This is a genomic window from Paenibacillus sp. Leaf72 (assembly GCF_001422685.1).
GTDB lineage: Bacteria > Bacillota > Bacilli > Paenibacillales > Paenibacillaceae > Pristimantibacillus.
Genome location: NZ_LMLV01000001.1, coordinates 315250 through 338405, shown reverse-complemented (window position 1 = coordinate 338405; position 23156 = coordinate 315250). Strand labels below are relative to the sequence as shown.

The following is a 23156-nucleotide window of genomic DNA, read 5'->3' as shown; positions in this document are numbered from 1 at the left end:
TATGGTGAAAATAGCGATTTTTGGCGTAGGATTAATTGGCGGATCGCTTGCCCTTTGTTTTAAGGGGAAGCCGGACGTAACGGTTGTCGGTTATTCAAACCGGGCGTCCTCCGCAGAGAAATATGTCAATCGTGGCGTCGTAGATTCAGCAACGACGTCTGTTCGGGAGGCGGCTGTTGACGCTGATTTTATATTCCTCTGCGTGCCTGTAGGCAAGCTGGAGGAGTATGTAGATGAGCTGAGCCAGCTGCCGCTGAAGCCGGGCTGTATTGTGACGGATGTCGGCAGCACGAAAGCTTCCGTTGCTTTATGCGGACGCAGGCTGGAAAGCCAGCCGGGCGTTTCGTTTATCGGCGGCCATCCGATGGCGGGATCGGAGCGCTCGGGTGTTGAAGCGGCATCGACCCATTTGTTCGAAAATGCGTTTTACGTCCTCACGCCCGACGCGTCGACGCCGCAGGGACAGCTGGACAAGCTCATTGAACTGCTTGCGCTGACGAAAGCGCACATTGTCAGTGTGGACGCGAAGTCGCATGATGAAATCGTGGGCGCGATCAGCCATCTGCCGCATATGATTGCAGTTGCACTGGTCAACCAGATTCGCGGCTACAATGAGCAGGATCAGCTGTATGCTTCGCTTGCAGCAGGGGGGTTCCGCGATATTACCCGTATCGCCTCAGGCGACCCGGTCGTATGGCGCGACATTTTGGTTAATAATAAAGGCGTGCTGCTAAAGCTGCTGAAAGATTGGAATGCAGAAATCGCAACATTCGCGGACCTGCTGGAGCGGGAAGATGGCGAAGGCATAGAGGAAGCGTTCCGTACAGCAGGCGAATTCCGCAGCAAGCTGCCTGAGCGCCGCAAGGGCATGCTGCATTCGATTTATGATTGTTATGTAGACGTACCCGATCATCCCGGCATTATTGGTAAAATCGCCAGCGACCTTGGCAAGGAGCGCATCAATTTGAGCAACATCCATATTATCGAGAGCAGGGAGGATGTTCCGGGCGTTCTGAGGCTGTCCTTCCGCACGCAGGAGGATTTGGATCAGGCTCAGCTTGTGCTTGCGGATGCCGGCTTCGCGGTTCATCAGTAACATATAGCAATGCCCCGAGCAGCTTTTGAGCTGCTGCGGGGCTTTTTGATTTAGGGACATTAGTTCAACTTGTATAGGCTAAGGAAATAAATACAGAAACAATGTATATTCAAACTAAGCAAGGGCAAAAAAAAAGACCGCCATAGAGGCGGTCCATGTTCATTCTCAGAACATAAGTTTTGGATAGGAGTGGAGAGAAACCATACTGTACTTTTATTATATGTATACGCTTCCAATATGTCAATAAGCGTTTTCATTTTTTCGAAATTAAATTTGAGAGCGCTTAACCGCTTCCCAAGACGTAGCGTTTCTCGACAATCTGGGACCGCCTATATGGCGAAGTTTTTTTTTCTATTTCCAAAGTGCTTCATAAAAAGGCTGTCACCAGCAGCCATTACGAATGACAGCTGGTGACAGCCCCGAAGAGCGAACAAGATTATGCTAGTTTTTCAATGACAATTGATGCGCTCACGGTTGGTGTTCCGCCGCCGATAGCGTTTTGCAATACCAGATTGCCCATGTTATCAATACGATTTAAAGTCAATACGCCGCCAGCGGTTAATTGAGCAACGACTTGACCTTGGTAAGGATTGTTGCCTGCGCCTGTACCGTAGTTGCTGCAATCCACAAGTGTTGCTGGAGCTGGACCTGCACCGTCTGGATCGAAGAATAAACCAAATGCAGAGTTTCCAGGTGTTGGGAACACTTCCCAGCTAATGTTATAAAAGCCGTTTTCGTTAATGATAATATTGCTTGGTGGGGAGAAAGTAAGCGCAGTTGCGCTAATCACCATATCGTTAAAGGTCACTGCGCCGCCTTGCCCTCCTGGTGCCGCTGCTTGCGCAACATTTTGTGCTTCCGTGCTGCATAGGAAGGCGAAGGAAGATATGCCGCCAGCCGGCCCTTGAGGCCCTGTTGGTCCAGTTGGACCTGTTAGTCCAGTTAGTCCTGTGGCTCCAACCGGCCCTTGTGGGCCTGTTAGCCCTGTTAGTCCTGTGGCGCCAGCCGGCCCTTGTGGACCTGTTAGTCCTGTAGCTCCAGCTGGCCCTTGTGGACCTGTTAGCCCAGCAGTTCCTGCTGGCCCTTGTGGACCCGTCAGCCCTGTAGCACCAGCCGGCCCTTGTGGTCCTTGTGGGCCAGGTGTAGGGGTAACATTAACTTTAACTTTAGGGGCAGGACACGTTACTTTAACGATTTTTTTCTTTATAATAACATTCTTTTTTCGTTTAGGTTTACATACAGTAATGATTTTTTTATGACAGTTTTTCTTTTTCTTGTTTTTATTAATAATACAACTCAATGAATACACCTCCTAAGATTTGAGATATCATACGTTGGACTTGGAAATTTGGAAGGGTAAAAACCCAAGTTTTACTAGACTGATATCTATTTTTGTGCAAGAAGGGCGAATAACGATAGATGATAGCCCTTTTTTTAATAGAATGGATTGTCAAGGGGGTAATAATGGAGGCCTTGCTAACTGTATTAGGCGATTTGATAAACGAACGATTCGGATTTTTTATTATACGTACCGCAATTTTTTGCTTCCGGCTCGGTACAAATTAATGATAACAGGTCCGGGAAGATGAATTCGCAGGTGGGGGGGTGCCTGTCATGACTGATTCCCAATTAATAAGGGAAATTAAAGATGGCAACATTGCTTTATTGTAATGGGGTTTCCTTGATACTCGTCATCCCACTTGACAATATTGGGTTGTACCAAAATGTCACCAAAAAAGCTTGTTTGAGGAAAAAACACAGTGTTGTTATAGTACCGCTTTTTCAAAAGTAATATGTACCCTGAATGATGAAAGTAGCGCCTCATAAAAATAAAAAAGCGCCCTTGTCTTTGGTAGAACAGGGTTCGACTGAACACCATCAACCAAAGAAAGGAGCACCTTTAAGGGGAAACCTATAACAAAAAAAAGAATCGACCATCTTACCAGCATTAGTCCATATGGTGCAATCTTGCGTTTTATCAAAAGCTAGATTGACAACACGTTATATTATGCCTGCACATTAGTGATTAATAATAGATTATGTAATTCCCAAATGCTCACGCAATGTGCTTTCCGTATATTCGCTTCGGAACAAGCCTCTTTCAACCAACTCCGGCACCAGCTGTTCAAAAAATATTTCCATAGATTTTTCTGAACCGCCTGGAAGGGCTATAAATCCATCTATAGCTCCAGCCTCAAATCGTTCAATAATATCGTTTAGCACCGTTTCAACCGTTCCAACAGATACCCAATGGGCAGATCCTACAATCTCCGGCCTTGCGAGTACCTCTTCCACTGTAGGCTGATATTTTGTAATGTAACGGCGCAGCAGCTCAGCATGTGTCCGGCTGCGGACGGCCTGATTAGGATCGGGAAGCATCTCGGCAGTTACGCGTTGCTCCAAAGGCAAATCGCTTAAATCAAGACCTAGCACCGATTTCAGAGAGGCATGTCTGCGTGCAATACTTAAATTCGCATGCGCAGTCTTATGCAATTCCAGCGCTTCTTCGTGTGTATCGGCTAGGAAAAAATATAAGCCTGGCAATACTCGGATGGCGTTCGGATCGCGTCCATGCTCTGCGGCTCTTCTTCTCAAATCATTTCTTAATTCCACTCCTGATTCAACATCCGGCATTGCCGCAAAAATAGCATTAGCTACAGAAGAGGCGAAATTCCGCCCAATATCGGAAGCGCCAGCTTGAAATAAAGGGATCGTTCCCGATTTATGAGAAGGTAAAGTAAGAGGACCTTTTACACTGAAAAATTCACTGGAATGATTAATGGCAGTCACTTTATCCTTATCAGAAAACATGCCGGACTTGCGGTCAATAACAATGGCTTCTTGCGGAAAGCTGTCCCATAGCTTGCGTACAACATCCGTAAACTCCACTGCCTTTGCATATCTTTCTTGTGGGGAAGGCATTGGGGAATCGCCAAAGTTTTCTGCCCCTTCAATAGAAGTTACAATATTCCAGCCTGCACGCCCATTGCTCAGCCAATGCAAAGACTGAAGCTGCCTGGCAACAACATATGGCGGATTAAAAGTCGTAGAAATGGTTGTAACAAGACCGATTCGCTCGGTTTCACGGGCAATGGCAGCAAACATCATAGTAGGGTCAGGACTGCCAAAACTAGCGGTATCGCCAATCATCTGCGGGCTGACATAAAGATAATCCGCCCTGAAAAGAAAATCGAGTTTTGACTTCTCCGCCATCTTTGCCCAATTAATGTAATAATCAATGGATCCCATTCTTTCTACTTCGCTATCTGGTTGCCGCCAGCCCTCGCCTTTCGTCCATGTTGCATTTAAGCATAATCCAATACATAATGGTCTATTTGCAGTCAATTCAACCAACCTTTCTTATAAAAAAAGAATGACTCCTAAAAAAGCACTCCGGTCTCACTTAGGCTCTTGAGGATGTTATTATAATAATGATTCTCATTATCGAATTTTAGTTTAGCAAGGATTTTAACAGATTCAAATACACAAATGACAAATTCAATATGCATAATTATCTAATTCATGCTTCATGCTTAATGATTTAGCTGCTATTTTTCTATATATTAATTTGATCTGGTTTTATAAAAAACAAAGCAATTAAGCAGCACACGCCAGCAATTGCTACAAAAATATAAAACAACCATTCGATGTGACGTAAAAGCATGGAAGCGACTAATGGTCCACAGGCAACGCCTATAAACCTTGTACTGCTGTAAAAAGAAGTGATAGTCCCACGTTGTTTTTTGTCTATTCCTTCCGTAATTAACGCATCTAAGCTGGGCAGAACAAGACCGATGCCTAATCCGCTAATAAACATGAGAGATATTAGGAGAAATAAGCTCTTTGTATTGGCTAATCCACAAATCAGCATGGCTGAGGCGATAAATACAAATCCGACCACGGTAAACCATTTCATTTTCAATTTATTTTTTCCAATCCATTTCCCCGAGGCGAAAGAAGCGATGCAAATAGCGCTGAGCGGGATTGCCAGCAGTGCACCTTTCCAAATACCTTCTATATGATAGCTTTCCTCAAGAACGGATGATAAATAATAAAGAAAACCGAACATCATAAACATGGCACTTCCGCCGAGTGCAAATATGACATACAGCCATTTCCCATTTTCGGAGAAAATGCCTTTAAGGGAAGCAAGAAAATTTTTAAAATTTAGCTTTGTTTTATTTTGCTGTTTTGGTGCTTTAACGAGAAAAATAACGGCTACAATAGATACGGTTGAAATGAAGGGTATGACAGCCAAAGGTAGAAACCAAATAATTAGCGCCAATGCAGAACCTAGAATGGGACTTAAAACCTTGCCTAAAGTATTAGAGGTTTCAATAATGCCAAGTCCATTGCTAACCTCTTCCTCGCTTTTATACATATCGCCAACCAATGGCATAACGATCGGGAATGCGCCAGCGGCTCCAATCCCTTGAATGAGTCTGCCTGTTAAAATGAATGCGTAAACATGATCATGCAATAACCATGCTGCTAAACCTGAGATTAAACCACCGACAGCCGCAATACATAGCCCGATGACGATAATTCGTTTTCTTCCGAAACGATCGGAAAGATAACCGGCCAAAGGGATACATAAGATGGATATCGCAGCGTAAACTGTAATAATGAGGCTGGATTGAAGAGAAGAGATATGCAATTTTTTTTGAATAAGAGGAAGGATAGGAATGAGCATGGAATTCGCAAGCGTCATAATAAGCGGGATAGTCGCGAGAGCCGATAAATCCCATTTTTTTTTCTCATTCATATATATTCCTCACTTCACTAAAATTTAATAGTAGTACAAGAGCAAAAACACCACCTTGCATGTAAGCGTGATAAGTGGAATTTTTTATATTAAGGGCTTACAGGCGGTGAAACATAAATATCATAACCTTGAGCTGCCGTCGTTATACGTTATTTTCGCCCTTTGAGCATGACCTGAAGGAGGATGAAGAATAGGCAAACGGGATAGTGGCTGAGCAGGATTAGTTGCCTGCTTAACCACTTTTCTTTTGTTCTATAGGGTAAAAGGAGGGGGATTTATCAATAGCAAGCACCTTTTTCTAAAAAATTCCTCATTTATCCTTTTGTCGAATAAAGCAGGATTTTGATTATGCGGCGCGAATTTATGTTGTTAGACTAGCGATTCATAATTTTTATTATACATACCGCAACTTTTTGCTTCCGGCTTGGTACAATTGAATGATAACAGGGCCGGGAAGATGAATTCGCAGGTGGGGAGGTTCGCCTGTCATGACTGATTCCCAATTAATAAGGGAAATTAAAGATGGCAACATTGAGCTTTATTCAGAGCTAATGAGCCGTTATCAGCGCAAAATATTATCTTTTATTTTTCATATGCTCAAAAGCGCGAAGCTTGAGCTGCTGGCAGAGGATTTATGCTCGGAAACGTTTTATAAAGCCTATCGCAGCCTGCACTCGTTTCGTGAGGTGGATGCTTCTTTCTCCACGTGGCTTTATACGATTGCCCGCAATACCGTGCTTAGCGAGCTGCGCAAGCAGAAAGCTGCAAATTTGTCTCTAGATGAATCGGGTATTGTGCCTGTAACGGCCCCTGATGCAGGTCCGGAGCAGCTCGTGCTTCGAAATGAGCGAATGGCGATGGTTCGCGAAGCTATTAATAATTTGCCTGAAAAACAACGGTCCGCACTTATCCTTAGAGAATATGACCAAATGGACTACCAGGAAATTGCCAGCATTTTAGGGCAGACGGTCAGTTCTGTGAAATCCTTGTTATTCAGAGCCAGAGCCAGTGTGAAGGTGCAATTGGAGCCTTATTTTGGCGAAGCTCTCGGAGTGGAAGAATTTGAAGGGATGAAAACGCGATGAAATGCGAAGACGTTCAACACAAACTCCATATTTGCTGGGAGCTGCCGGAGGAAGATCCGCAGCGGCAGGAGATAGAGGCCCATCTGCTTGATTGTGAGCATTGCATGGAGCAGCTCCGTTTGTGGGAAGAGAGCGAGGAGCTGATTCGCTGCATTGCCGAGGATGATTCTGTACAATTGCCGCCAATGGATCATGTGACGCGCGGAGTCATGGATCGCATTTATGCAGAGGATTCCTGGCTTATGCCGGTTACACACAAAAGCTATCAGTTTTCTCCTTCCTTTCGTCGCAATGTGGCCCTTATTGTGGCAGGCTGCATGGCGATGTTCGTTTGTGCGCTCGTATTTTTCGTCGTGGGCAACGAAACGAGTACAAGTCCGGATCAATTGGCCCAGTTGACTGGTTTTATGGACACAGCTAATGCTTCTGGCAGCGGGCTCGTCATTAGCGCTGAATATGAAGTGCCGGTTGCGAGCATCAGCGATCCTTTCGTGCTTAAGGTCGTTCCGGCTTTTCCACAGTATTGGGTAGCGCTGTCGCTGCTTGGCATGGTCATGACGCTGCTTATGCTGAATTGGTTATCAAGAACACGCAGCTAATGCGAAGGGCTCCTTGACAGGAGCCCTTGTTTTGCGTTACGTTGCGGTAATAGATTGCAACTAAGCTGGGGAGGCTGGCGGGATGATAATAGGTCTGGTACGTCACGGCAATACGGATTGGAATAAGCTTGGGAAAATACAAGGGCAGACCGATATTCCCTTGAATGAGCGGGGAGTCGCGCAAGCTGCTGCGCTCGCTAACCGTCTAAGCGAAGATCAGAAGCTGTGGGATGCTGTCATTTCCAGTGATTTGCAGCGTGCCCGTGAGACAGCCCGAATTGTCGCGGATAAGCTGGGTATTCCGCTGCTTGCGCCGGATGAGCGGCTGCGTGAACGTTTTTATGGCGACATAGAAGGAACGACGGAGCAGGAGCGAATAGCACGCTGGGGTGAGCAATGGCGCCAAGCTGAAGTTGGACAGGAGTCTGACGAGACTGTGCGCGGGCGTGGGCGTTCTTTTGTAGAGGAATGGCGGCGAGGCAATCCCCAGGGGCGCTTGCTAGTCGTCACGCATGGGAGCTTTCTTGCCCAGCTGCTGGACGAGCTCTGCTCGGGACTTGATAAGCAGTTTCTCGATAATATGTCCTACTCGATTCTCCAATTCAACGAAAATGAATGGGAATCCTTGTTGTACAATTGCAGCCGGCATTTGCAACAACTTGATCAAGTCGGCGTTTAAAATAAGCGTGAAAGCTGCTTTAATAATTGCAGGGGCAGCTGGGTTCAATTGATGGCAGCGCCATTTCTCCTACTGGAGGAATGGCGTTTTTTTATGGTTGCTGTTAGAGGTGCTTTTTCCGAAAAAGAAGCATAAAAACTATTTTTTCCGGAACTGCGGTTATAAAATCTGAGTTTCTTCCCATAATGGTAATAAAAAAAGGCTGCTCTACAATCATGAGTGCAAGCAAACTGTTCATTAAAGCAGCAGTTAAGCGCGAAGGAGGAGAGACTATGAATTTATCGGATATGCTCGGCTGCGCAGATATCGGGCAGCTCAGCCGCATTGCCTCCGTCTATCAATGCGAGTGCAATAGCAACTCCAAAAATGAATTGATTCAGTCGATTCTTGGCGCAGTAAGCAGAAATGATGTTTTCGAGCAACAGATCAGCAGCATGGCAATTGAGGATTTGCGTTTTTTAAACTCGCTGCTGTTCGAGACGAGAGACGCTTTTAGTCTGGAGGAGCTTCTGGCTCGTGCGCAGCAGAGCAAGTTCAGCAGCCCGGAGACGGCGAGCGTTGCCCAGAAGGAAGCGAAGGTGCAGCAGCAGGTTTCTGGAGAGAAAGCTTCTTCTATTCAGAAGCCGGCCAAAGCAACACAACCGAAGCGCCGTTCTAAGAAAACGCCTGTCATGAAAGAGAGCAGCCCCCGGGATACAATCGTCAAATTCAAGCATCAGGGCTGGCTGTTTAACGGCTTCACTGGGCCGAACCGTTATTTGTTTCAGGTGCCAGAGGATTTGAAGCAGCGGTTTCGTGAAACGTTGAAGCGCAAATTTGCAGCACAGCTTGTGTATACAGACGAGCCTCATGTGTATCGTGATGAGCAGGAGTTGCTGCAAGCCGATATTCGTCAATTGCTGCATTACATCCATCACAACGAAGTGACGATGGCGGCTGACGGCTCCTTATACAAGCGCTTCAGCTTGCAACTGCTTGATATGTTTTCGATCAAGGAGGAGCTGCCGGGCAAGGGAGAATGGCGATTCGGCTACGGCAAATATTTTCACCATTATCCGAATCGAATGTCGCTGCTGTATGACTACTGTGTGCAAATGAACTATTTTCTAGAGGAGCCTCTGGGCCTCAGGCTTACGCCAGGTGGGCAGGAAAGGCTGCTTAGCGCTCCGGCAAATGAATTGCAGCAGCTGTACAAATGCTGGCTTAAGCAGTATAAAGGGCCCATTCCGAACATTTTAGCGCTCGTACAATGGATTGGCGGACTGTCGGATCAGTGGGTAACGGCACAATCGCTCAGCCAAGTGCTCGTCCCGCTCATTAAACCTTTCTATTATGATGATGCGGAGCGGATTTTTCAGCACAGATTGCTTGGCATGCTCGTCCATCTTGGTTTAATACGCCTAGGAGAGCATGAGCAACACGGTATGGTCATCAAAACGACGAAAGCGGGCAAAGCGGTAATGCTAGGCATCAGTCTGGAAGAGCAGAACCGATTGTTCATGTATTGACAATGGCTGCGGCAGTTGATAGAATCACCCCACGTTAATGTAAAGGAATGGATGCATAGCAACTGAATGCTGATTTCCAGTGCAAATGAGAGGGGAATTTACGAGATGCTGCTGCCTTATTTGGGAGTAAGACCAACGATTCATTCCAGTGTTTATATCGGGGAAGGAGCGAAGCTGATTGGTGATGTAACAATCGGCCACAGCAGCACGGTATGGTTTAACGCTGTGCTTCGCGGAGATTTGGCTCCGATACACATTGGACATAGCTGCAACATACAAGATGGAGTTGTCGGTCATGTGAATACGAACCAGCCGCTCATTTTGGAAGATGAAGTTTCCATTGGGCACGCGGCTATTATCCATGGCTGTACGATAGGCAAAGGCACATTAATTGGAATGGGGGCAATCGTACTTAACGGCGCGCAGCTTGGTGAATATGCTTTAGTAGGAGCCGGTTCGATTGTTACGGAGAATAAGAAGATACCACCCTATACGCTTTCTCTTGGTTCACCTGCTAAAGTCGTTAGAGAGCTTACAGAGGACGATTTGCTGCGAATGAAACGAACGATGGAAAGCTACGTGAAGAAAGGCGAAGAATATAGGATCTCTTAACGCCGGTGTGGAGGTGTATCCTATGGATAAAATGAAAGTAACGTATGAAGCGATGCTGTCGCTTGCAGCAGAAATGGCCTTGGATGAAGCGGTGCGAAAATTCCGTGCGGAACGTATTTACCGCGAAATTGACCAGTCGCTTGCGGCTGGCGATGAGGATACGTTTTATCGCTTAGCTAAAGAATTGAACGAAATGAAGTGAAGGCATAACGTGGAAAGCAAGGAGAAGGGTTAAATAAGCTTCCATCACAGGCTCTGGCGAGAAAACTCGCGAGCTGAGGTAGAAGCTTATTTTGCTGCGCATCAAGCAAAATAAGCAGGCAGATGGAGAAGACCCATTGGCAAAAGGACAATAAACCGTTAACATAGACAAAGGTTTGATCTATAAAAAGGAAGCTAGCTAGCTTTCGCAAGCTGCGATAAGCCAGCTGAAGCTGCAAGCGGAAGGAGTCCTTAGCAATGAAATTTAGCGATGTGCAAGAAGAGCAGTGGGAAGAGCTGCGTCCTTATTTGGACACTTGCATGCTGCCTGTGACAGGCATGAACGGCGAAGAGCAGCCTTATGAGGCGACCGCTGCCCTGGAGCGTCTGCGTGATGTAATGGATCTGATAGAAATACCTTTTAAAGGGCGAGTCGTCACTTATCCGGCGCTTCATTATGTAGGGGCCCATGCGGCTGTTGATATGATTAATGATGTATGCGCTTCACTTAGAGCATCGGGATTCCGATATATAATTGTAGCGACCGCATCCGGCAAGCTGGATTTGGCCCATATTCAGGCCGATTTGCTGCTGGAACCGGATCAAGCCGGCGAGCTGCCTTCTGGTGCCGACGTGAAGGAGCGCGTTTCGCTTATGTGGAATCCAAAGGAGCCATCCTGATTTTTCAATTTTGCATAATCGGGAAGTTTTTTGGGGAAAACAAATGCCATGCAAGGTTAAATGTGACAAATTAATTACAAATTAAAAATCAACATTTTATTAGGCAGACAATCATCAGCCATATTCTTGACGCTCCTAAGCACCTAGGCTATTATAAGTATGTCCTAGTTCGTCATGTGTTTTGCCATGGGCTAAAACACAAGAAATGGTTGGCAAAGGGGGTAGAACAGAAGATGAGTAACCACGAACATCAAGAATCGGCACATAAGCCGCTTCAACGCAAAGAGATGTCAAGACGGCAGTTTTTGTCGTATACGCTCGGTGGAACAACCGCATTTATGATGGGCGGAGCCGTGCTTCCAATGGTGCGTTTTGCGGTAGACCCATTATTAGAGAAAAAAACCGAGGGCACCTTTGTTAAAGTAGTAGAAGAGAGCAAAATTACGACAGATCCGCAAGAGTTTAAGTTCCAAATTCACCAAGTTGATGGATGGTACGTCAGCGATCCTGAGTTGTCTGCTTGGGTGTCCAAAGACGCAAACAACAAAATTTTTGCGCTTTCACCGATCTGCAAACATCTGGGCTGTACAATTGCTTGGAATGCGAAAGGTAAAGACGAGTATGACTGCCCGTGTCACGACGCACGTTATACGAAAGACGGCAAGAACCTTGCAGTTGCTCCAAATCCATTGGATGAATACGAAGTGAAGCTTGAGAATGGATTTGTTTACTTGGGTCCAGTTAAGCCAAATTCACGGGTAGGCTAAGGAGGCGAATGATCAGATGTTTAAAAGTGTATACAATTGGATTGATGAACGTCTTGACATTACGCCGTTGTGGAGGGATGTTGCGGATCACGAAGTACCGGAGCACGTTAACCCTGCACATCATTTCTCGGCATTTGTCTACTGCTTTGGCGGCTTGACGTTTTTTATTACCGTTATTCAAATTTTGTCTGGTATGTTTCTGACGATGTATTATGTTCCGGACATTTTGAATGCTTATGCAAGCGTTGACTATTTGAACCACAAGGTCGCATTCGGCGGCATCGTTCGCGGTATGCATCACTTTGGTGCGAGTCTCGTTATTGTTATGATGTTTTTACATACGCTGCGCGTGTTCTTCACCGGCTCTTATAAAGCGCCGCGCGAAATGAACTGGGTAGTGGGTATGCTTATTTTCTTCATTATGTTGGGCCTTGGTTTCACAGGCTACCTTCTTCCATGGGATAACAAAGCTTACTTCGCAACAAAGGTCGGCGTTCAAATCGCGGAATCCGTTCCGTACATCGGACCTTACATCGGGCAGTTCCTGTATGGCGGCGACATCGTAGGAGCTCAAACGTTAACTCGCTTCTTCGCGATTCACGTTTTCTTCCTGCCAGGTGCGCTTCTTGCTATGCTGGCAGCTCACTTCCTGATGATTCGGAAACAAGGTATTTCGGGACCACTTTAAGCGAAGGGAGGACTTTATGATGGCACATGGTCACAAATCAGACGAAAAGGTTGTATTCGTCGGAGATTCGCGGGTGAAGAAAAACAACCATCCGAATATTCCGCCGGACTACACGTCTTTTCCAGGGAAGTCAGAAGCGTTTATTCCTAACTTCCTGCTGAAAGAGTGGATGGTTGGCTGCGTCGTACTCGTCGGGTTTCTCGTATGGACGATTGCAGAGCCGGCTCCGCTAGGCTATCCGGCAGATCCGACAAACGCATCGTTTATTCCGATGCCGGACTGGTATTTCTTGTTCCTGTATCAATTTTTGAAATATCCATATGTATCACAGGATTACATTGTACTCGGTACAATGGGTATTCCTGGTGTCATGTTCGGCGGCTTGCTGCTTGCTCCTTTCCTCGATACAGGCAAAGAGCGCAGATTTTACCGTCGTCCGATTGCTTCCTCGCTGATGATTTTATCATTGATCGCCTGTGTGTATTTGACGGTTATATCTTGGGACCACTACCAGCACCAGCTGGAAATTACCAATACGATACCTGAGCATCACATTCGTGAAGAGAAAGCAAGAGAAGCAGCGGCTAAAGGTGAAGAGGCTCCTAGCACAACGAAGAAGCCTGAAACCGCATCTGTTGCAATTGTAGAAGCGGATGATCCAGCACACAAGCTGATGGAGCAATCCAAATGCTTGACCTGCCACGCAGCTGATATGAAAGGTAACCCACCGCAAATTCCTGCACTTCGGGGAATTGGCGATGTATTATCTAAAGAAGAGATTGTAGCGACCGTCACGAACGGCAACGGCAATATGCCTTCTTTCAAAGACAGCCTGAGCGCTGAGCAGATTGATCAAATTGCAACGTGGCTTTCCAAGCAGAAAGCTTCAACTGAATAACGAGTAACAGCAAGAACCTGATTGCTTTATTGCAATCAGGTTCTTTTCAAACTTATTAGGACAATGTACGGACGCTATAACAAGGCTAGGAATATAGGGGTTGAAAATAATGGGATTGTCATGGTTATGGAGCCGCATGCTGTGGATGAACCGTACGATATTGTGGCTGCTGTTTATCGTTAATTTTTTCGGGACCGTTTATGGCTACATCTGGTATTGGAATCAATTGGTTTATACCTACGAACGGTTTCCATCTTGGCTGCTTGTATTTGTGCCGGACAGTCCGACGGCTAGTTTGTTTTTCACGCTTGCGCTGCTTTACTTGCTGTTCCCGCCGCCTGAATCGGCATCTAGATTCGTTCAGGTCACTAGAATGATTATAGAAGGCCTTGCGGTCGTAACGTCAGTGAAATACGGCTTGTGGGCGGTATCAATGATAGTGGCTACGGGAGCGCAAGGCGGAGAGCTGAATTGGCAGCATGGCATGCTTGTATTTTCCCATCTAGGTATGGCTGTAGAGGTGCTTCTGTATGCTCGCTTTATGAGAGCAGGATTCAAGGCCGTCGTCATAGGCACCGCCTGGCTGCTGCTGAATGACACGATTGATTATACGTTCGGCGTGTTCCCTTGGCTTGCTGATGAGCTGATGGACGATTTGCCGCAAGTCCGTTTGTTTACATATGGCTTAACCATCTTCAGCTTTATGGCCGGCTGGCTGGCGCTCCGAGCAAGAAAACAACTTTAAAAAAGCATAACGATGGACATCCCCTCATAAGCTGGATTATGGGGGGATGTCCATGAGAACGCGTATTGCAATACCCATTGTATTATGTATAGCGATGTTGCTAGGCTCCGTCTCTGCAACTTGGGCTTATGCTGGTGAACAGCCGCTTGGCGCGAGACAAGCGCAGGCTGCCGATGCTGAAGAGCTACTGCGTCGTTTCGAGGAAGCGGCTCATTCATTATATAAGGCTTCTTATGCAGATAACCGCCAGGCCGGCTATAAATATGTCCAGCAGCTGGAGCGCCTTGTGCCGCAGCTGGAAACAGGCATAGAAGGCCGCCCAGCTGGTTGGGCAAAGCTGCAGCAGAGCATCAGGGCTGTCTCCGATGAGCTTTTGAGCAAAAAGCAGTCCGTAGCGTGGATGGAGGCATCTGCCCGGATTCATCTAACAGCGGATGCGATGCTTAGGCCGGCTAGCGGTTTGTGGATGCAATATGAACGGGTTATGCTCGAAGATGTAAGCCGTGTGAGGAAAGCGTGGAAGCGCCCTTATGAGGAACGGGCGAATGCTGCAAGAGCGGCGATGGACAACTTAAGCGCGCATTTGGCGCTCGTTGAGGGTCCCGCCTTTATGCTGCGTCCGGAAGGACGGGCAGCAGAGCTGCAAGAGCGGATACGCTACACAAACGTGCTGTTATCCGCTGGGCCTAAGGATCAAGCGCAAGCCGGCCGAGTGGACGAGGCGCTGACGCAGCTTGGAGCGGCGGTAAGCAGATTGTTTACGGACAAGCCGCAAGCTGTTGTGGAGGAGCCCGCGCTCGCGCCTCCCGCATCGGCTAATCCGGTAAGCTGGACGCTGCTGCTTGGCGCTATTATTATGGCTGTGCTTGCTTATAAGAGCTGGCGTAAATACAAGCAGCAGCCTTACGGCATAAAGCCGCTCCCATGATGGGAGCGGCTTTTATTCCTCGTTAAATCCTTCGCCCAGCACATCGTGGACATCATTAATGATGACGAAAGCACGAGGATCTACGCTGCGTACGATTGCTTTGAGGCGGCGCAGCTCCTGCCGCTGGACGACGCAATAAACGATTTCCTTTTGCTGGCCGGAGAAAGCACCTTTTGCCGGCATCAGCGTCACGCCGCGTTCCATCTCAATCGTAATGCGCTGCGCCATCGGCGTGCCTTTGTCTGTAATAATAGAGAAGGATTTGGCGGCATAGGCACCGTCTTGAATAAAATCAATGAGCTTGGCGGAAACGAATACCGTTACGAGCGTATACAGTACTTTTTCGATAGGAATAAAAAAGAGCGAGCCTCCGATAATGACAATATCGAGTATAAGAATAATTTGCCCCATGCTCAGCGTTTTGCGACGTGATACGATTCGGGCTATAATATCCACGCCGCCAGTTGTCCCGCCAAAGCGAAAGACGATGCCAAGCCCTGCGCCGAGCGTAACGCCTGCATACAGAGCGGCAAGTATGTAATCGGTTGAAGTGTGGAAGGTAATGACCCAGCCTCTGGCAATAAGCTGCTCCATTACAGCAAGGAAGAAGGAGAGCGATACGATGCCAGCGAGCGTATAAAGCATCTCGGTACGGCCAAGCGTCTTCCAGCCAAGCAGAAACAGCGGAATGTTGAGGACAAGCGTCGTAATGGACAGCGGCCATCCGGCTGCATAATTGAGCAGAACCGCTATGCCGGTTACACCGCCCTCCATAAGCATGTTCGGAATAAGGAAATAGTGCAGCCCGAAAGCATATATGGCTGTGCCTAGCAGAATAGGCAAAATAATTTGCAATTGTTTAGTCACTTTTCGAAGCATCATTAGCATTCCCCTTTTTTTAAATATAAGCATATAAGTTTTCCTTTTATATCGGGCTTATATTTCAGCGCAAAACGAAGTTTTGCCGGCCAAGGGCGGCGATTGTCGTTTACGCTTGAATGATAAGCATAAAGAAGCCATTATTTCACTTATTCGCTTCGGTGTCCACTGCTTGCGATTAATCTTATACTTGGGATGGCCGGAAAACGCCGATGTTGATCGGAAGGCGGTTTCCATTCTGTAGTATAGCGCAATTTTCATCGTTCAAAAACATTGTTTTCATCGTCTCTTTGCGTTAACATATGAATTATTGACAACAATAAGTTTTAGGCTTGTTTTCCAACTGCTATAGATGGGGAAAACGCTAGTCTTGAAAGAAGGGAATTTCACGTATGTCTCAAAAAACGTTGGCACATATCCAGCAAGAAGTGGATGATTATATTTCTCAATTTAAAGAAGGCTACTTCAGTCCGCTGGCGCTGATGGCAAGAATGAGCGAGGAAGTCGGCGAGCTTGCGCGTGAAGTGAACCATTCCTACGGCGAGAAGCGCAAGAAGGCGGATGAAGCTGACAACTCCATCGAGATGGAGCTTGGCGATATTTTATTTCTATTATCCTGCTTCGCCAATTCGCTCGATATTGATTTAACGGAAGCACATAATAAAGTAATGGACAAATTCAATACACGGGATAAAAACCGCTGGACTTTAAAAAACGCTGAACAGTAATACCGCATCTCACATATGCTGTACCATCAACCTGTGTACAAGGAGGATGGGCGGTAATGAACGGGGATGCTTGTATCAAAAAGGCGTATGCTTTCATTTTAACCAGCGATTTTGAACAGGCTATTGTCTGGTTTGAGCAAGCGATTGCCGCAGAGCCTGACAATGCCAGTTATTATCATAAGTGCGCTATTTCATGCGCGCGCAGCGGGAAATGGGCGAAAGCTTATGACCATGCCCGCCGTGCGCTTGAGCTGGCGAGGGATGAGCCGGAATATATTTATCATTTGCAGACGATTGAAGCGAGGCTGCAGCTCTCCGGTGCGCAGCAACAGCTGATACAAGAACCTCCGGCATTGGAAGAGGCGCTGTTGATGCTAAAGAAGGCGGTGGAGCTTGATCCGCTGTGCTTTGACGCTTTTTACTGGATCGCCATGACGTACGCTGAACTTGGGCAGCTGGATGAAGCTGCTGTCCATGCGCGAGAAGCGATTCGGCTTGACCCGGAGCATTCAGCTGCCAGAAGGCTGTTTGCTGATGTGAGCCGTCGGCGGCGCTTGATGCGCTACCGAATCAACGGACAACATAGACGAAGGAACAGGTGATGGATAAGTGGATACAATTAAAGTAGCAGTAATCGGAGCAGGCGGTCTTATGGGCCGTGAAGTGGTAAAAATGGTGCTGGAGGATGAGGCGCTGGAGCTTGTATCCGCCGTCGCGCCTTCAGCAGGCGCTGTAGATGCAGGAAGCTTTGCGAACAAGCCGAATACCGGCGTCATCGCTTGCAAGACGATTGAAGAGGCGCTCAGCAGTGCAAAGGCCGATGTTATGGTCGATTTTACGGCTCCGCATGCAGCCTATGAACATACAAAAACAGCGATAGAATTTGGGGTTCGTCCTATTATGGGAACGACAGGTTTTACCCCTGAGCAAATTGAAGAGCTTAACGGGCGTTGTATCGAGAAGCAGCTTGGCGGGCTCATCGCGCCTAACTTTTCGATTGGCGCTATTCTGATGATGAAATTTGCAGCACAGGCATCGAAATATATGCCGCATGTTGAAATTATTGAATATCATGGCGACCACAAGCTTGATGCTCCTTCAGGCACATCAATCAAAACGGCAGAGCTCATTGCCGAGGCTCGTCAGGAGCTGCGCCAAGGCAATCCTAACGAGAAAGAAACGATTGAAGGAGCAAGAGGCGGTTACTACAATGGCTTCCGTATACATAGTGTGAGACTTCCGGGCGTATTTGCGCAGCAGGAAGTTGTATTTGGCGGTTATGGCCAATCGCTCAAAATTCGCCATGACTCCTATGACCGTGCGGGCTATATGCCAGGTGTTAATGTAGCGATCAAGAAAGTGATGGGGTACAGCGGCTTAATATACGGTTTCGAGCATTTAATGGATTAGTAGAAGGTTTGAACTAGACAGCGGAAGAGGGGCCTCACCTATGAAAATTGCATTCATCGCGCATGACCGAAAAAAAGAAGAAATCGTCAACTTTGTTATTGCCTATGAGCAGGTGTTTGTTGGCCACGAGCTCTATTCAACAGGTACGACTGGTACGAGAATTATGGAGCAAACGAATTTGAGCATTCACCGTTTTATGTCGGGACCGCTCGGCGGCGACCAGCAAATCGGCGCCCTTGTTGCCCAAAATGAAATGGATTTGATTATCTTTTTGCGTGATCCCCTAATGGCACAGCCTCATGAGCCGGATATTATTGCGCTGCTTCGCCTTTGCGATGTGCAGGGCATTCCAGTCGCGACGAACGTGGCGACAGCCGAATTGCTCGTCAAGGCGCTGGAACGCGGCGATTTTGCCTGGAGAGAGCTTGTTCATAAGTACAAGCCTGAATTGCCGTTATGAGTGAGCGCTTAGATATTCTCGTATTTGGCGCTCATGCAGATGATGCTGAAATCGGAATGGGCGGCACTATTGCCAAGCATACGATGGCAGGCATGCTGGTTGGCATTTGTGATTTGACCGAAGCGGAGATGTCTTCGAATGGCACCGTAGAGCAGCGAAGGCGCGAAGCCGATGAAGCTGCTGCGGTGCTTGGTCTTTATTCACGGACCAATCTGCAGCTGCCGGATCGCGGCCTTGAGCTAACACGCAGCAATATCGACAGCATCGTGGCAGAAATCCGCCGCACCAGCCCGCGCATCGTATTTGCGCCGTATTGGGTTGATCGGCATCCCGATCATATTGCATGCAGCCAGCTGGTTGAGGAAGCTGTATTCAATGCCAAGCTGCGAAAATATATGCCGGAGCTGCCGCCTGTTCAGGTGCAGCAGCTCATTTATTACTACATAAATGACATGGAGCAGGTTTCGCTCGTCGTAGACGTTAGTGAGCAATACGAAACGAAGCGCCAATCGCTACTAGCTTACCGCTCGCAGTTTCAAGCGGTTTCCCAATCGGAAGACCGCGTTTCGACGCCGCTCACCGACCGCTATGTGGAACGAGTAGAAGCAAGGGATATGCTGCTCGGTCAGGCACGCTCCTGGCAGTATGCGGAAGGATTTGCTTTAAAGCGGCCGCATGAGGTGAAATTATTTTAGAAGGCCGGGCAACCGGTTTGGCAAGATATACAAACCATTAGGAATAGTATTGATTATAAAAGCTAGAGACGGCAGGAGTGAGCATGACATGGCACGTAAGTTGAAAATCGGGATAACCTGTTATCCTACGCTTGGCGGCTCTGGTGTCGTTGCGACTGAGCTCGGCAAGCTGCTTGCTGAGCGGGGACATGAAATTCATTTTATAACGCACAGCATTCCGTTCCGGCTAGGCCATTTTAATAAAAATATTTTTTTCCATGAAGTTGAAGTCAATGATTATTATGTATTTCGGTATCCGCCTTATGATTTATCACTGGCAAGCAAGATGGCACAGGTTGCCAAGATGGAGAAGCTGGATTTGCTTCATGTGCATTATGCGGTTCCTCACGCCGTCTGTGCCCATCTCGCCAAGCAGATGATCGGCGATGAGCTCAAGACGGTTACTACGCTGCATGGAACGGATATCACGGTGCTTGCCCAGGATGAGTCGCTTAAGGACTTGATTAGGCTTGCCATTAACAAAAGTGATGCTGTAACGGCGGTTTCTCAGGATTTGATCCAGGAGACGAGAAAACTGCTAGATATTACGAAGCCGATTGATCTGACCTATAATTTCGTTGACAAGCGCATTTATTATCCTCGGGACGTCGCTTCGCTGCGCCTGGATTATGCCAGCCCGAATGAAAAAATATTAATGCATATTTCCAATTTCCGTCCTGTTAAGCGGGTATCTGACGTCATTGAAATTTTTCAGCAGGTTGCTAAAAAAGTGCCTTCGAAGCTGCTGCTCGTTGGGGAAGGTCCTGAGCTTTCGAAAATCCAGTGTAAAATCCGTGAAATGGGACTGGAGGATCGCGTCGTATTTCTGGGCAAGCAGGAGGATGTGGCGCAGGTGATATCGCTTGCTGATGTGCTGCTGCTCCCTTCGGAGAAAGAGAGCTTCGGTCTAGTAGCGCTGGAGGCCATGGCTTGCGGCGTACCGACGATTGGCTCGACTGCTGGCGGTATCCCTGAGCTGGTGACGCATGGAGAGACGGGCTTCCTTAGCCCGATAGGCGATGTGGACAGCATGGCCGCCAATGCGATTCGTTTGCTGACAGACGAAGAGCTGCATGCGAAGTTTAAGGAAGCTTGCATATACCGCGCCTGCCATGCTTTCTGTAATGATCGCATTACGGCTGAATATGAAGAAATATATTATCGCGTGCTGGGCATGGAAGCTGAGCTTCCTGCGTCTGCGGTCGTTTGCGAATAAGAGGATAGAGGGTGAGAAGATGGAGCGCTGCACCTCGATTCCGCAAGCAATGCGAGAGGCGCTGCCCATTCTCGCAACCTTGAACGGGCACGGCCATGAAGCCGTGTTCGTTGGAGGCTGCGTGAGGGATACCGTTATGGGCCTCGCGCTTAAGGATGTAGATATTGCGACGTCGGCGACACCGGAGCAGGTTGTTGCCTTATTTGCGTATTGTATTCCAACTGGCCTGCAGCATGGGACGGTGACGGTGATGCAGGATGGAACAGGGTATGAGGTAACAACGTATCGCAAGGAATCCGTATACGAGAAGCATCGCAGGCCAGAAAGTGTGGCTTTTATTTCGGATCTTAAAGAAGATTTGCTGCGGCGGGATTTGACGATTAATGCGATGGCGATGCGTTTAAGCGGAGATTATTACGATCCGTATGGCGGCATGAGCGACATACAGTCGAAGCAGGTGCGCTGTGTAGGGGACGCGGAAGCCAGGTTTCAGGAGGATGCGCTTCGCATGCTGCGTGCTCTCCGCTTCGCTTCGCAGTTCAGCTTTCGCATCGTGTACCGCACTTGGCGGGCGCTGCTCAAGCACCGCGAGCTGCTGCGCTACGTAGCGATGGAGCGTGTGCAGGCCGAGCTTGATAAAATGATTGGCGGACCGGCTCCGCATTATGCAGCAGCGCTGCTCGCTGGCAGCGGCCTTCTTGCTTACACCCTTGAGCCTTTGCCGGCCGCTCGTGCCTTGCTTGCTGAGGCAGCGAAGACGGAGCGTATTCAGCTTGACTATTTGCCTGCGCTACATGGGGTGGACATTCGTTATGCAGCATTGATGACGCAGCCAAGCGTTACCCCTCAGGAGGCAAAAGCAACGCTGCAGGCGCTGCGGATGTCAGGAAGCCGCAGCGGCGTCATTATGGCGATTGTGTCGCTTCATCATGATATGGTCGTTAACCGGAGCCCGAACGAAGAGAAGCTTCGTGTAAGCTGGATTGAGGCCGTTCTGCGCTACGGACAGGTAGCAGCAGCAAGCTGGCTGCATATTGCAGAAGCATCTGGGCGGGAGCACGCTTTTTGGGCGGATGTGCCGCGGATGAAGCTTTGGCTGTCGCAAATGGAAATTTCCTCGCTCAAGGAGCTGGCGCTAGACGGCAATCAGCTTGCGGCCTATTGGGATCGCAAACCGGGCGCCTGGATGGGCAAGACGCTGAAACGGCTGCTGCTGCTAGTCGCCCTTGGCGAGCTTTCTAATTCGCAGGAACAGCTGCTGAAACAAGTTGACAGATGGAAGGAAGAGACGGATGAGTCATGAAAACTTGCTGCGTTTGTTTGCAGATCGCGACGGCGAATATGTATCTGGCGAGCATATTAGCCGCGAGCTGAAAGTGAGCCGCACGGCAGTATGGAAGCAAATACGCAAGCTGGAGTCACAAGGATTTGAATTTGAAGCTTCACGCCGGCTCGGTTATCGTCTGCTTTCCATGCCGGACAAGCTGGACATGGCTGCTTTGCTAACCAATCTTAAAACCAAAAAATTTGGTCAAAAGCTGCAGGTGCTGGAATCGGTCGAATCGACGCAAAATATTGCGCAAGCGCTAGCGGAAGGCGGGGCGGAGGAAGGTATGCTCGTTGTTGCTGAGCAGCAGCTGAGCGGTCGGGGCCGCATGGGCCGAGGCTGGATATCGCCTCTGGGCAAAGGCATTTGGATGAGCATGGTCATGCGTCCAACGGTGCCGATTTATTTTGCTCCGCAGCTAACGCTGCTTACGGCAGTAGCGCTTTGTCGCAGCCTTAAGCGGCTGACGAAGCTCGACATCGGCATCAAATGGCCCAACGATCTGCTCATTAATGGCAAAAAAATCAGCGGCATATTGCTCGAATCCGCCGCAGAGGATGAGCGGCTGCGCTATGTCATTGCCGGAATCGGCATCAGCGTTAATTTGCAGCAGGCCGATTATCCCGAGGAGCTTTTGGAAAAAGCGACCTCCCTGCGTATGGCAAGCGGCGAGAAACAAATACGCGAAGCGATAATTGCCGATTTTTTGCTGGAGTGGGAGCAGCTGTATGAGCTGTATCAAAGCGAGGGCTTTGCCCCGATTGTTACGCTATGGGAGTCGCTTTCGGTTTCGCTTCACAAGCCAGCTACGCTTTTAACGCCGCAAGGTGTCGTTGAAGGCACGCCGAGAGGGCTTGATGCTAGCGGAGCGCTTATCGTAGAAAAGCTGGATGGCAGCCAGGCGCTTATTTTTTCTGCAGAAATGGGCGAGCCGCGGGGCGAGTAATATTTACGGATCGACATATTTTTGCTAGTATGGGGTTAACGGGCGGTATCTGAAAAGAGCTGCACTGTGCTAAACCTCATGCCAGCATCGGCATGGAATTGCAAGAAAGTTTTGTTGGAAGTACAAGTAGTCTGCTCTGAGCCGAAAGGACCGAGACAGAAGGAAGCAATAAAGTGATATACGTTTCCTTTTTCGTTTGGGGAC

At 48.1% G+C, this 23156-nt stretch carries 25 protein-coding genes; 21 read left to right on the top strand and 4 right to left on the bottom strand.

Annotated features, from left to right (window positions below; all coding sequences use genetic code 11):
* Window position 1 precedes the first annotated feature (1 nt).
* Window positions 2–1096: a prephenate dehydrogenase gene (locus ASF12_RS01435; RefSeq protein ID WP_056028766.1), complete on the top strand. Its 1095-nt coding sequence runs from the start codon at window positions 2–4 to the stop codon at window positions 1094–1096.
* A 436-nt stretch (window positions 1097–1532) separates the two neighbouring features.
* On the opposite strand, the gene ASF12_RS36260 is transcribed toward ASF12_RS01435, so the two are convergent.
* The 3 genes from ASF12_RS36260 to ASF12_RS01420 form a co-directional block, all read right to left on the bottom strand.
* Entirely contained in the window at window positions 1533–2396 is an 864-nt protein-coding gene (locus ASF12_RS36260; protein ID WP_200931576.1) for a collagen-like protein, read from the bottom strand.
* A 737-nt stretch (window positions 2397–3133) separates the two neighbouring features.
* Window positions 3134–4441, bottom strand: a complete 1308-nt coding sequence (locus ASF12_RS01425) for an NtaA/DmoA family FMN-dependent monooxygenase (RefSeq protein WP_056028764.1) — start codon at window positions 4439–4441, stop codon at window positions 3134–3136.
* Between the two features lie 211 nt (window positions 4442–4652).
* Window positions 4653–5861, bottom strand: coding sequence for an MFS transporter (locus tag ASF12_RS01420; RefSeq protein WP_056028762.1), 1209 nt, complete (start codon window positions 5859–5861; stop codon window positions 4653–4655).
* 488 nt (window positions 5862–6349) lie between these two features.
* On the opposite strand from ASF12_RS01420, the gene ASF12_RS01415 reads away from it, so the two are divergent.
* The 12 genes from ASF12_RS01415 to ASF12_RS01360 all read left to right on the top strand — a co-directional run bounded on the left by ASF12_RS01415 (window position 6350) and on the right by ASF12_RS01360 (window position 15252).
* Window positions 6350–6946: an RNA polymerase sigma factor gene (locus ASF12_RS01415; protein ID WP_056028760.1), complete on the top strand. Its 597-nt coding sequence runs from the start codon at window positions 6350–6352 to the stop codon at window positions 6944–6946.
* A complete protein-coding gene (locus ASF12_RS01410; protein WP_056028758.1) occupies window positions 6943–7545 on the top strand; it encodes an anti-sigma factor in 603 nt (200 codons plus the stop codon). The genes ASF12_RS01415 and ASF12_RS01410 overlap by 4 nt, the downstream gene beginning before the upstream one ends.
* Before the next feature lie 82 nt (window positions 7546–7627).
* On the top strand, window positions 7628–8224 hold the full coding sequence (locus ASF12_RS01405) for a histidine phosphatase family protein (RefSeq protein WP_056028757.1): 597 nt from the start codon (window positions 7628–7630) through the stop codon (window positions 8222–8224).
* 272 nt (window positions 8225–8496) lie between these two features.
* Window positions 8497–9732: a hypothetical protein gene (locus tag ASF12_RS01400; RefSeq protein WP_056028755.1), complete on the top strand. Its 1236-nt coding sequence runs from the start codon at window positions 8497–8499 to the stop codon at window positions 9730–9732.
* Between the two features lie 105 nt (window positions 9733–9837).
* On the top strand, window positions 9838–10344 hold the full coding sequence (locus ASF12_RS01395; RefSeq protein ID WP_056028753.1) for a gamma carbonic anhydrase family protein: 507 nt from the start codon (window positions 9838–9840) through the stop codon (window positions 10342–10344).
* A gap of 22 nt (window positions 10345–10366) precedes the next feature.
* Window positions 10367–10546: an IDEAL domain-containing protein gene (locus ASF12_RS01390; RefSeq protein ID WP_056028751.1), complete on the top strand. Its 180-nt coding sequence runs from the start codon at window positions 10367–10369 to the stop codon at window positions 10544–10546.
* A gap of 257 nt (window positions 10547–10803) precedes the next feature.
* Window positions 10804–11226 (top strand): DUF2487 family protein, encoded by a 423-nt coding sequence (locus ASF12_RS01385; protein ID WP_056028750.1) that lies wholly within the window; start codon window positions 10804–10806, stop codon window positions 11224–11226.
* Between the two features lie 233 nt (window positions 11227–11459).
* The gene (locus ASF12_RS01380) at window positions 11460–11993 is read left to right on the top strand and encodes a ubiquinol-cytochrome c reductase iron-sulfur subunit (protein WP_056028748.1); all 534 of its coding nucleotides are present in this window, start codon (window positions 11460–11462) and stop codon (window positions 11991–11993) included.
* A 16-nt stretch (window positions 11994–12009) separates the two neighbouring features.
* Entirely contained in the window at window positions 12010–12681 is a 672-nt protein-coding gene (qcrB, locus tag ASF12_RS01375; protein ID WP_046232067.1) for a menaquinol-cytochrome c reductase cytochrome b subunit, read from the top strand.
* Between the two features lie 19 nt (window positions 12682–12700).
* Entirely contained in the window at window positions 12701–13579 is an 879-nt protein-coding gene (locus ASF12_RS01370; protein ID WP_056028744.1) for a menaquinol-cytochrome c reductase cytochrome b/c subunit, read from the top strand.
* Window positions 13580–13688: 109 nt separating this feature from the next.
* The gene (locus ASF12_RS01365; protein ID WP_056028741.1) at window positions 13689–14324 is read left to right on the top strand and encodes a DUF1405 domain-containing protein; all 636 of its coding nucleotides are present in this window, start codon (window positions 13689–13691) and stop codon (window positions 14322–14324) included.
* Between the two features lie 52 nt (window positions 14325–14376).
* On the top strand, window positions 14377–15252 hold the full coding sequence (locus tag ASF12_RS01360; protein WP_056028738.1) for a sporulation protein YpjB: 876 nt from the start codon (window positions 14377–14379) through the stop codon (window positions 15250–15252).
* Window positions 15253–15264: 12 nt separating this feature from the next.
* On the opposite strand, the gene ASF12_RS01355 is transcribed toward ASF12_RS01360, so the two are convergent.
* Window positions 15265–16134 carry a YitT family protein gene (locus ASF12_RS01355; protein ID WP_056032646.1) on the bottom strand — a complete coding sequence of 290 codons (870 nt, stop codon included), beginning with the start codon at window positions 16132–16134 and terminating at the stop codon, window positions 15265–15267.
* Window positions 16135–16523: 389 nt separating this feature from the next.
* On the opposite strand from ASF12_RS01355, the gene ASF12_RS01350 reads away from it, so the two are divergent.
* The 8 genes from ASF12_RS01350 to ASF12_RS01315 all read left to right on the top strand — a co-directional run bounded on the left by ASF12_RS01350 (window position 16524) and on the right by ASF12_RS01315 (window position 22952).
* A complete protein-coding gene (locus ASF12_RS01350; RefSeq protein ID WP_056028735.1) occupies window positions 16524–16859 on the top strand; it encodes a nucleotide pyrophosphohydrolase in 336 nt (111 codons plus the stop codon).
* 56 nt (window positions 16860–16915) lie between these two features.
* Complete coding sequence (locus ASF12_RS01345) at window positions 16916–17461, top strand: tetratricopeptide repeat protein (protein ID WP_056028733.1); 546 nt, start codon at window positions 16916–16918, stop codon at window positions 17459–17461.
* A 49-nt stretch (window positions 17462–17510) separates the two neighbouring features.
* Window positions 17511–18269 carry a 4-hydroxy-tetrahydrodipicolinate reductase gene (gene dapB, locus ASF12_RS01340; RefSeq protein WP_056032644.1) on the top strand — a complete coding sequence of 253 codons (759 nt, stop codon included), beginning with the start codon at window positions 17511–17513 and terminating at the stop codon, window positions 18267–18269.
* Between the two features lie 40 nt (window positions 18270–18309).
* Window positions 18310–18729, top strand: a complete 420-nt coding sequence (locus tag ASF12_RS01335) for a methylglyoxal synthase (RefSeq protein WP_056028730.1) — start codon at window positions 18310–18312, stop codon at window positions 18727–18729.
* Window positions 18726–19424: a bacillithiol biosynthesis deacetylase BshB1 gene (gene bshB1, locus ASF12_RS01330; RefSeq protein ID WP_056028727.1), complete on the top strand. Its 699-nt coding sequence runs from the start codon at window positions 18726–18728 to the stop codon at window positions 19422–19424. The genes ASF12_RS01335 and bshB1 overlap by 4 nt, the downstream gene beginning before the upstream one ends.
* A gap of 88 nt (window positions 19425–19512) precedes the next feature.
* A complete protein-coding gene (bshA, locus tag ASF12_RS01325) occupies window positions 19513–20679 on the top strand; it encodes an N-acetyl-alpha-D-glucosaminyl L-malate synthase BshA (protein WP_056028723.1) in 1167 nt (388 codons plus the stop codon).
* A gap of 19 nt (window positions 20680–20698) precedes the next feature.
* On the top strand, window positions 20699–21982 hold the full coding sequence (locus ASF12_RS01320) for a CCA tRNA nucleotidyltransferase (RefSeq protein ID WP_056028721.1): 1284 nt from the start codon (window positions 20699–20701) through the stop codon (window positions 21980–21982).
* Window positions 21972–22952 carry a biotin--[acetyl-CoA-carboxylase] ligase gene (locus tag ASF12_RS01315; protein ID WP_056028718.1) on the top strand — a complete coding sequence of 327 codons (981 nt, stop codon included), beginning with the start codon at window positions 21972–21974 and terminating at the stop codon, window positions 22950–22952. The genes ASF12_RS01320 and ASF12_RS01315 overlap by 11 nt, the downstream gene beginning before the upstream one ends.
* The last annotated feature ends 204 nt before the right edge of the window (window positions 22953–23156 follow it).

Excerpts from the sequence above, each read along its gene's own strand:
- ASF12_RS01350 (WP_056028735.1), top strand. The coding sequence starts at position 16,524 with ATGTCTCAAAAAACGTTGGCACATATCCAGCAAGAAGTGGATGATTAT.
- dapB (WP_056032644.1), top strand. The coding sequence starts at position 17,511 with ATGGGCCGTGAAGTGGTAAAAATGGTGCTGGAGGATGAGGCGCTGGAG.
- ASF12_RS01415 (WP_056028760.1), top strand. The coding sequence starts at position 6,350 with ATGACTGATTCCCAATTAATAAGGGAAATTAAAGATGGCAACATTGAG.
- ASF12_RS01360 (WP_056028738.1), top strand. The coding sequence starts at position 14,377 with ATGAGAACGCGTATTGCAATACCCATTGTATTATGTATAGCGATGTTG.
- qcrB (WP_046232067.1), top strand. The coding sequence starts at position 12,010 with ATGTTTAAAAGTGTATACAATTGGATTGATGAACGTCTTGACATTACG.
- ASF12_RS01385 (WP_056028750.1), top strand. The coding sequence starts at position 10,804 with ATGAAATTTAGCGATGTGCAAGAAGAGCAGTGGGAAGAGCTGCGTCCT.
- ASF12_RS01355 (WP_056032646.1), bottom strand. The coding sequence starts at position 16,134 with ATGATGCTTCGAAAAGTGACTAAACAATTGCAAATTATTTTGCCTATT.
- ASF12_RS01345 (WP_056028733.1), top strand. The coding sequence starts at position 16,916 with ATGAACGGGGATGCTTGTATCAAAAAGGCGTATGCTTTCATTTTAACC.
- ASF12_RS01395 (WP_056028753.1), top strand. The coding sequence starts at position 9,838 with ATGCTGCTGCCTTATTTGGGAGTAAGACCAACGATTCATTCCAGTGTT.
- ASF12_RS01400 (WP_056028755.1), top strand. The coding sequence starts at position 8,497 with ATGAATTTATCGGATATGCTCGGCTGCGCAGATATCGGGCAGCTCAGC.
- ASF12_RS01435 (WP_056028766.1), top strand. The coding sequence starts at position 2 with ATGGTGAAAATAGCGATTTTTGGCGTAGGATTAATTGGCGGATCGCTT.
- ASF12_RS01410 (WP_056028758.1), top strand. The coding sequence starts at position 6,943 with ATGAAATGCGAAGACGTTCAACACAAACTCCATATTTGCTGGGAGCTG.
- ASF12_RS01420 (WP_056028762.1), bottom strand. The coding sequence starts at position 5,861 with ATGAATGAGAAAAAAAAATGGGATTTATCGGCTCTCGCGACTATCCCG.
- ASF12_RS01390 (WP_056028751.1), top strand. The coding sequence starts at position 10,367 with ATGGATAAAATGAAAGTAACGTATGAAGCGATGCTGTCGCTTGCAGCA.
- ASF12_RS01405 (WP_056028757.1), top strand. The coding sequence starts at position 7,628 with ATGATAATAGGTCTGGTACGTCACGGCAATACGGATTGGAATAAGCTT.
- ASF12_RS01380 (WP_056028748.1), top strand. The coding sequence starts at position 11,460 with ATGAGTAACCACGAACATCAAGAATCGGCACATAAGCCGCTTCAACGC.
- ASF12_RS01315 (WP_056028718.1), top strand. The coding sequence starts at position 21,972 with ATGAGTCATGAAAACTTGCTGCGTTTGTTTGCAGATCGCGACGGCGAA.
- bshA (WP_056028723.1), top strand. The coding sequence starts at position 19,513 with ATGGCACGTAAGTTGAAAATCGGGATAACCTGTTATCCTACGCTTGGC.
- ASF12_RS01370 (WP_056028744.1), top strand. The coding sequence starts at position 12,701 with ATGGCACATGGTCACAAATCAGACGAAAAGGTTGTATTCGTCGGAGAT.
- bshB1 (WP_056028727.1), top strand. The coding sequence starts at position 18,726 with ATGAGTGAGCGCTTAGATATTCTCGTATTTGGCGCTCATGCAGATGAT.
- ASF12_RS01365 (WP_056028741.1), top strand. The coding sequence starts at position 13,689 with ATGGGATTGTCATGGTTATGGAGCCGCATGCTGTGGATGAACCGTACG.
- ASF12_RS01320 (WP_056028721.1), top strand. The coding sequence starts at position 20,699 with ATGGAGCGCTGCACCTCGATTCCGCAAGCAATGCGAGAGGCGCTGCCC.
- ASF12_RS01335 (WP_056028730.1), top strand. The coding sequence starts at position 18,310 with ATGAAAATTGCATTCATCGCGCATGACCGAAAAAAAGAAGAAATCGTC.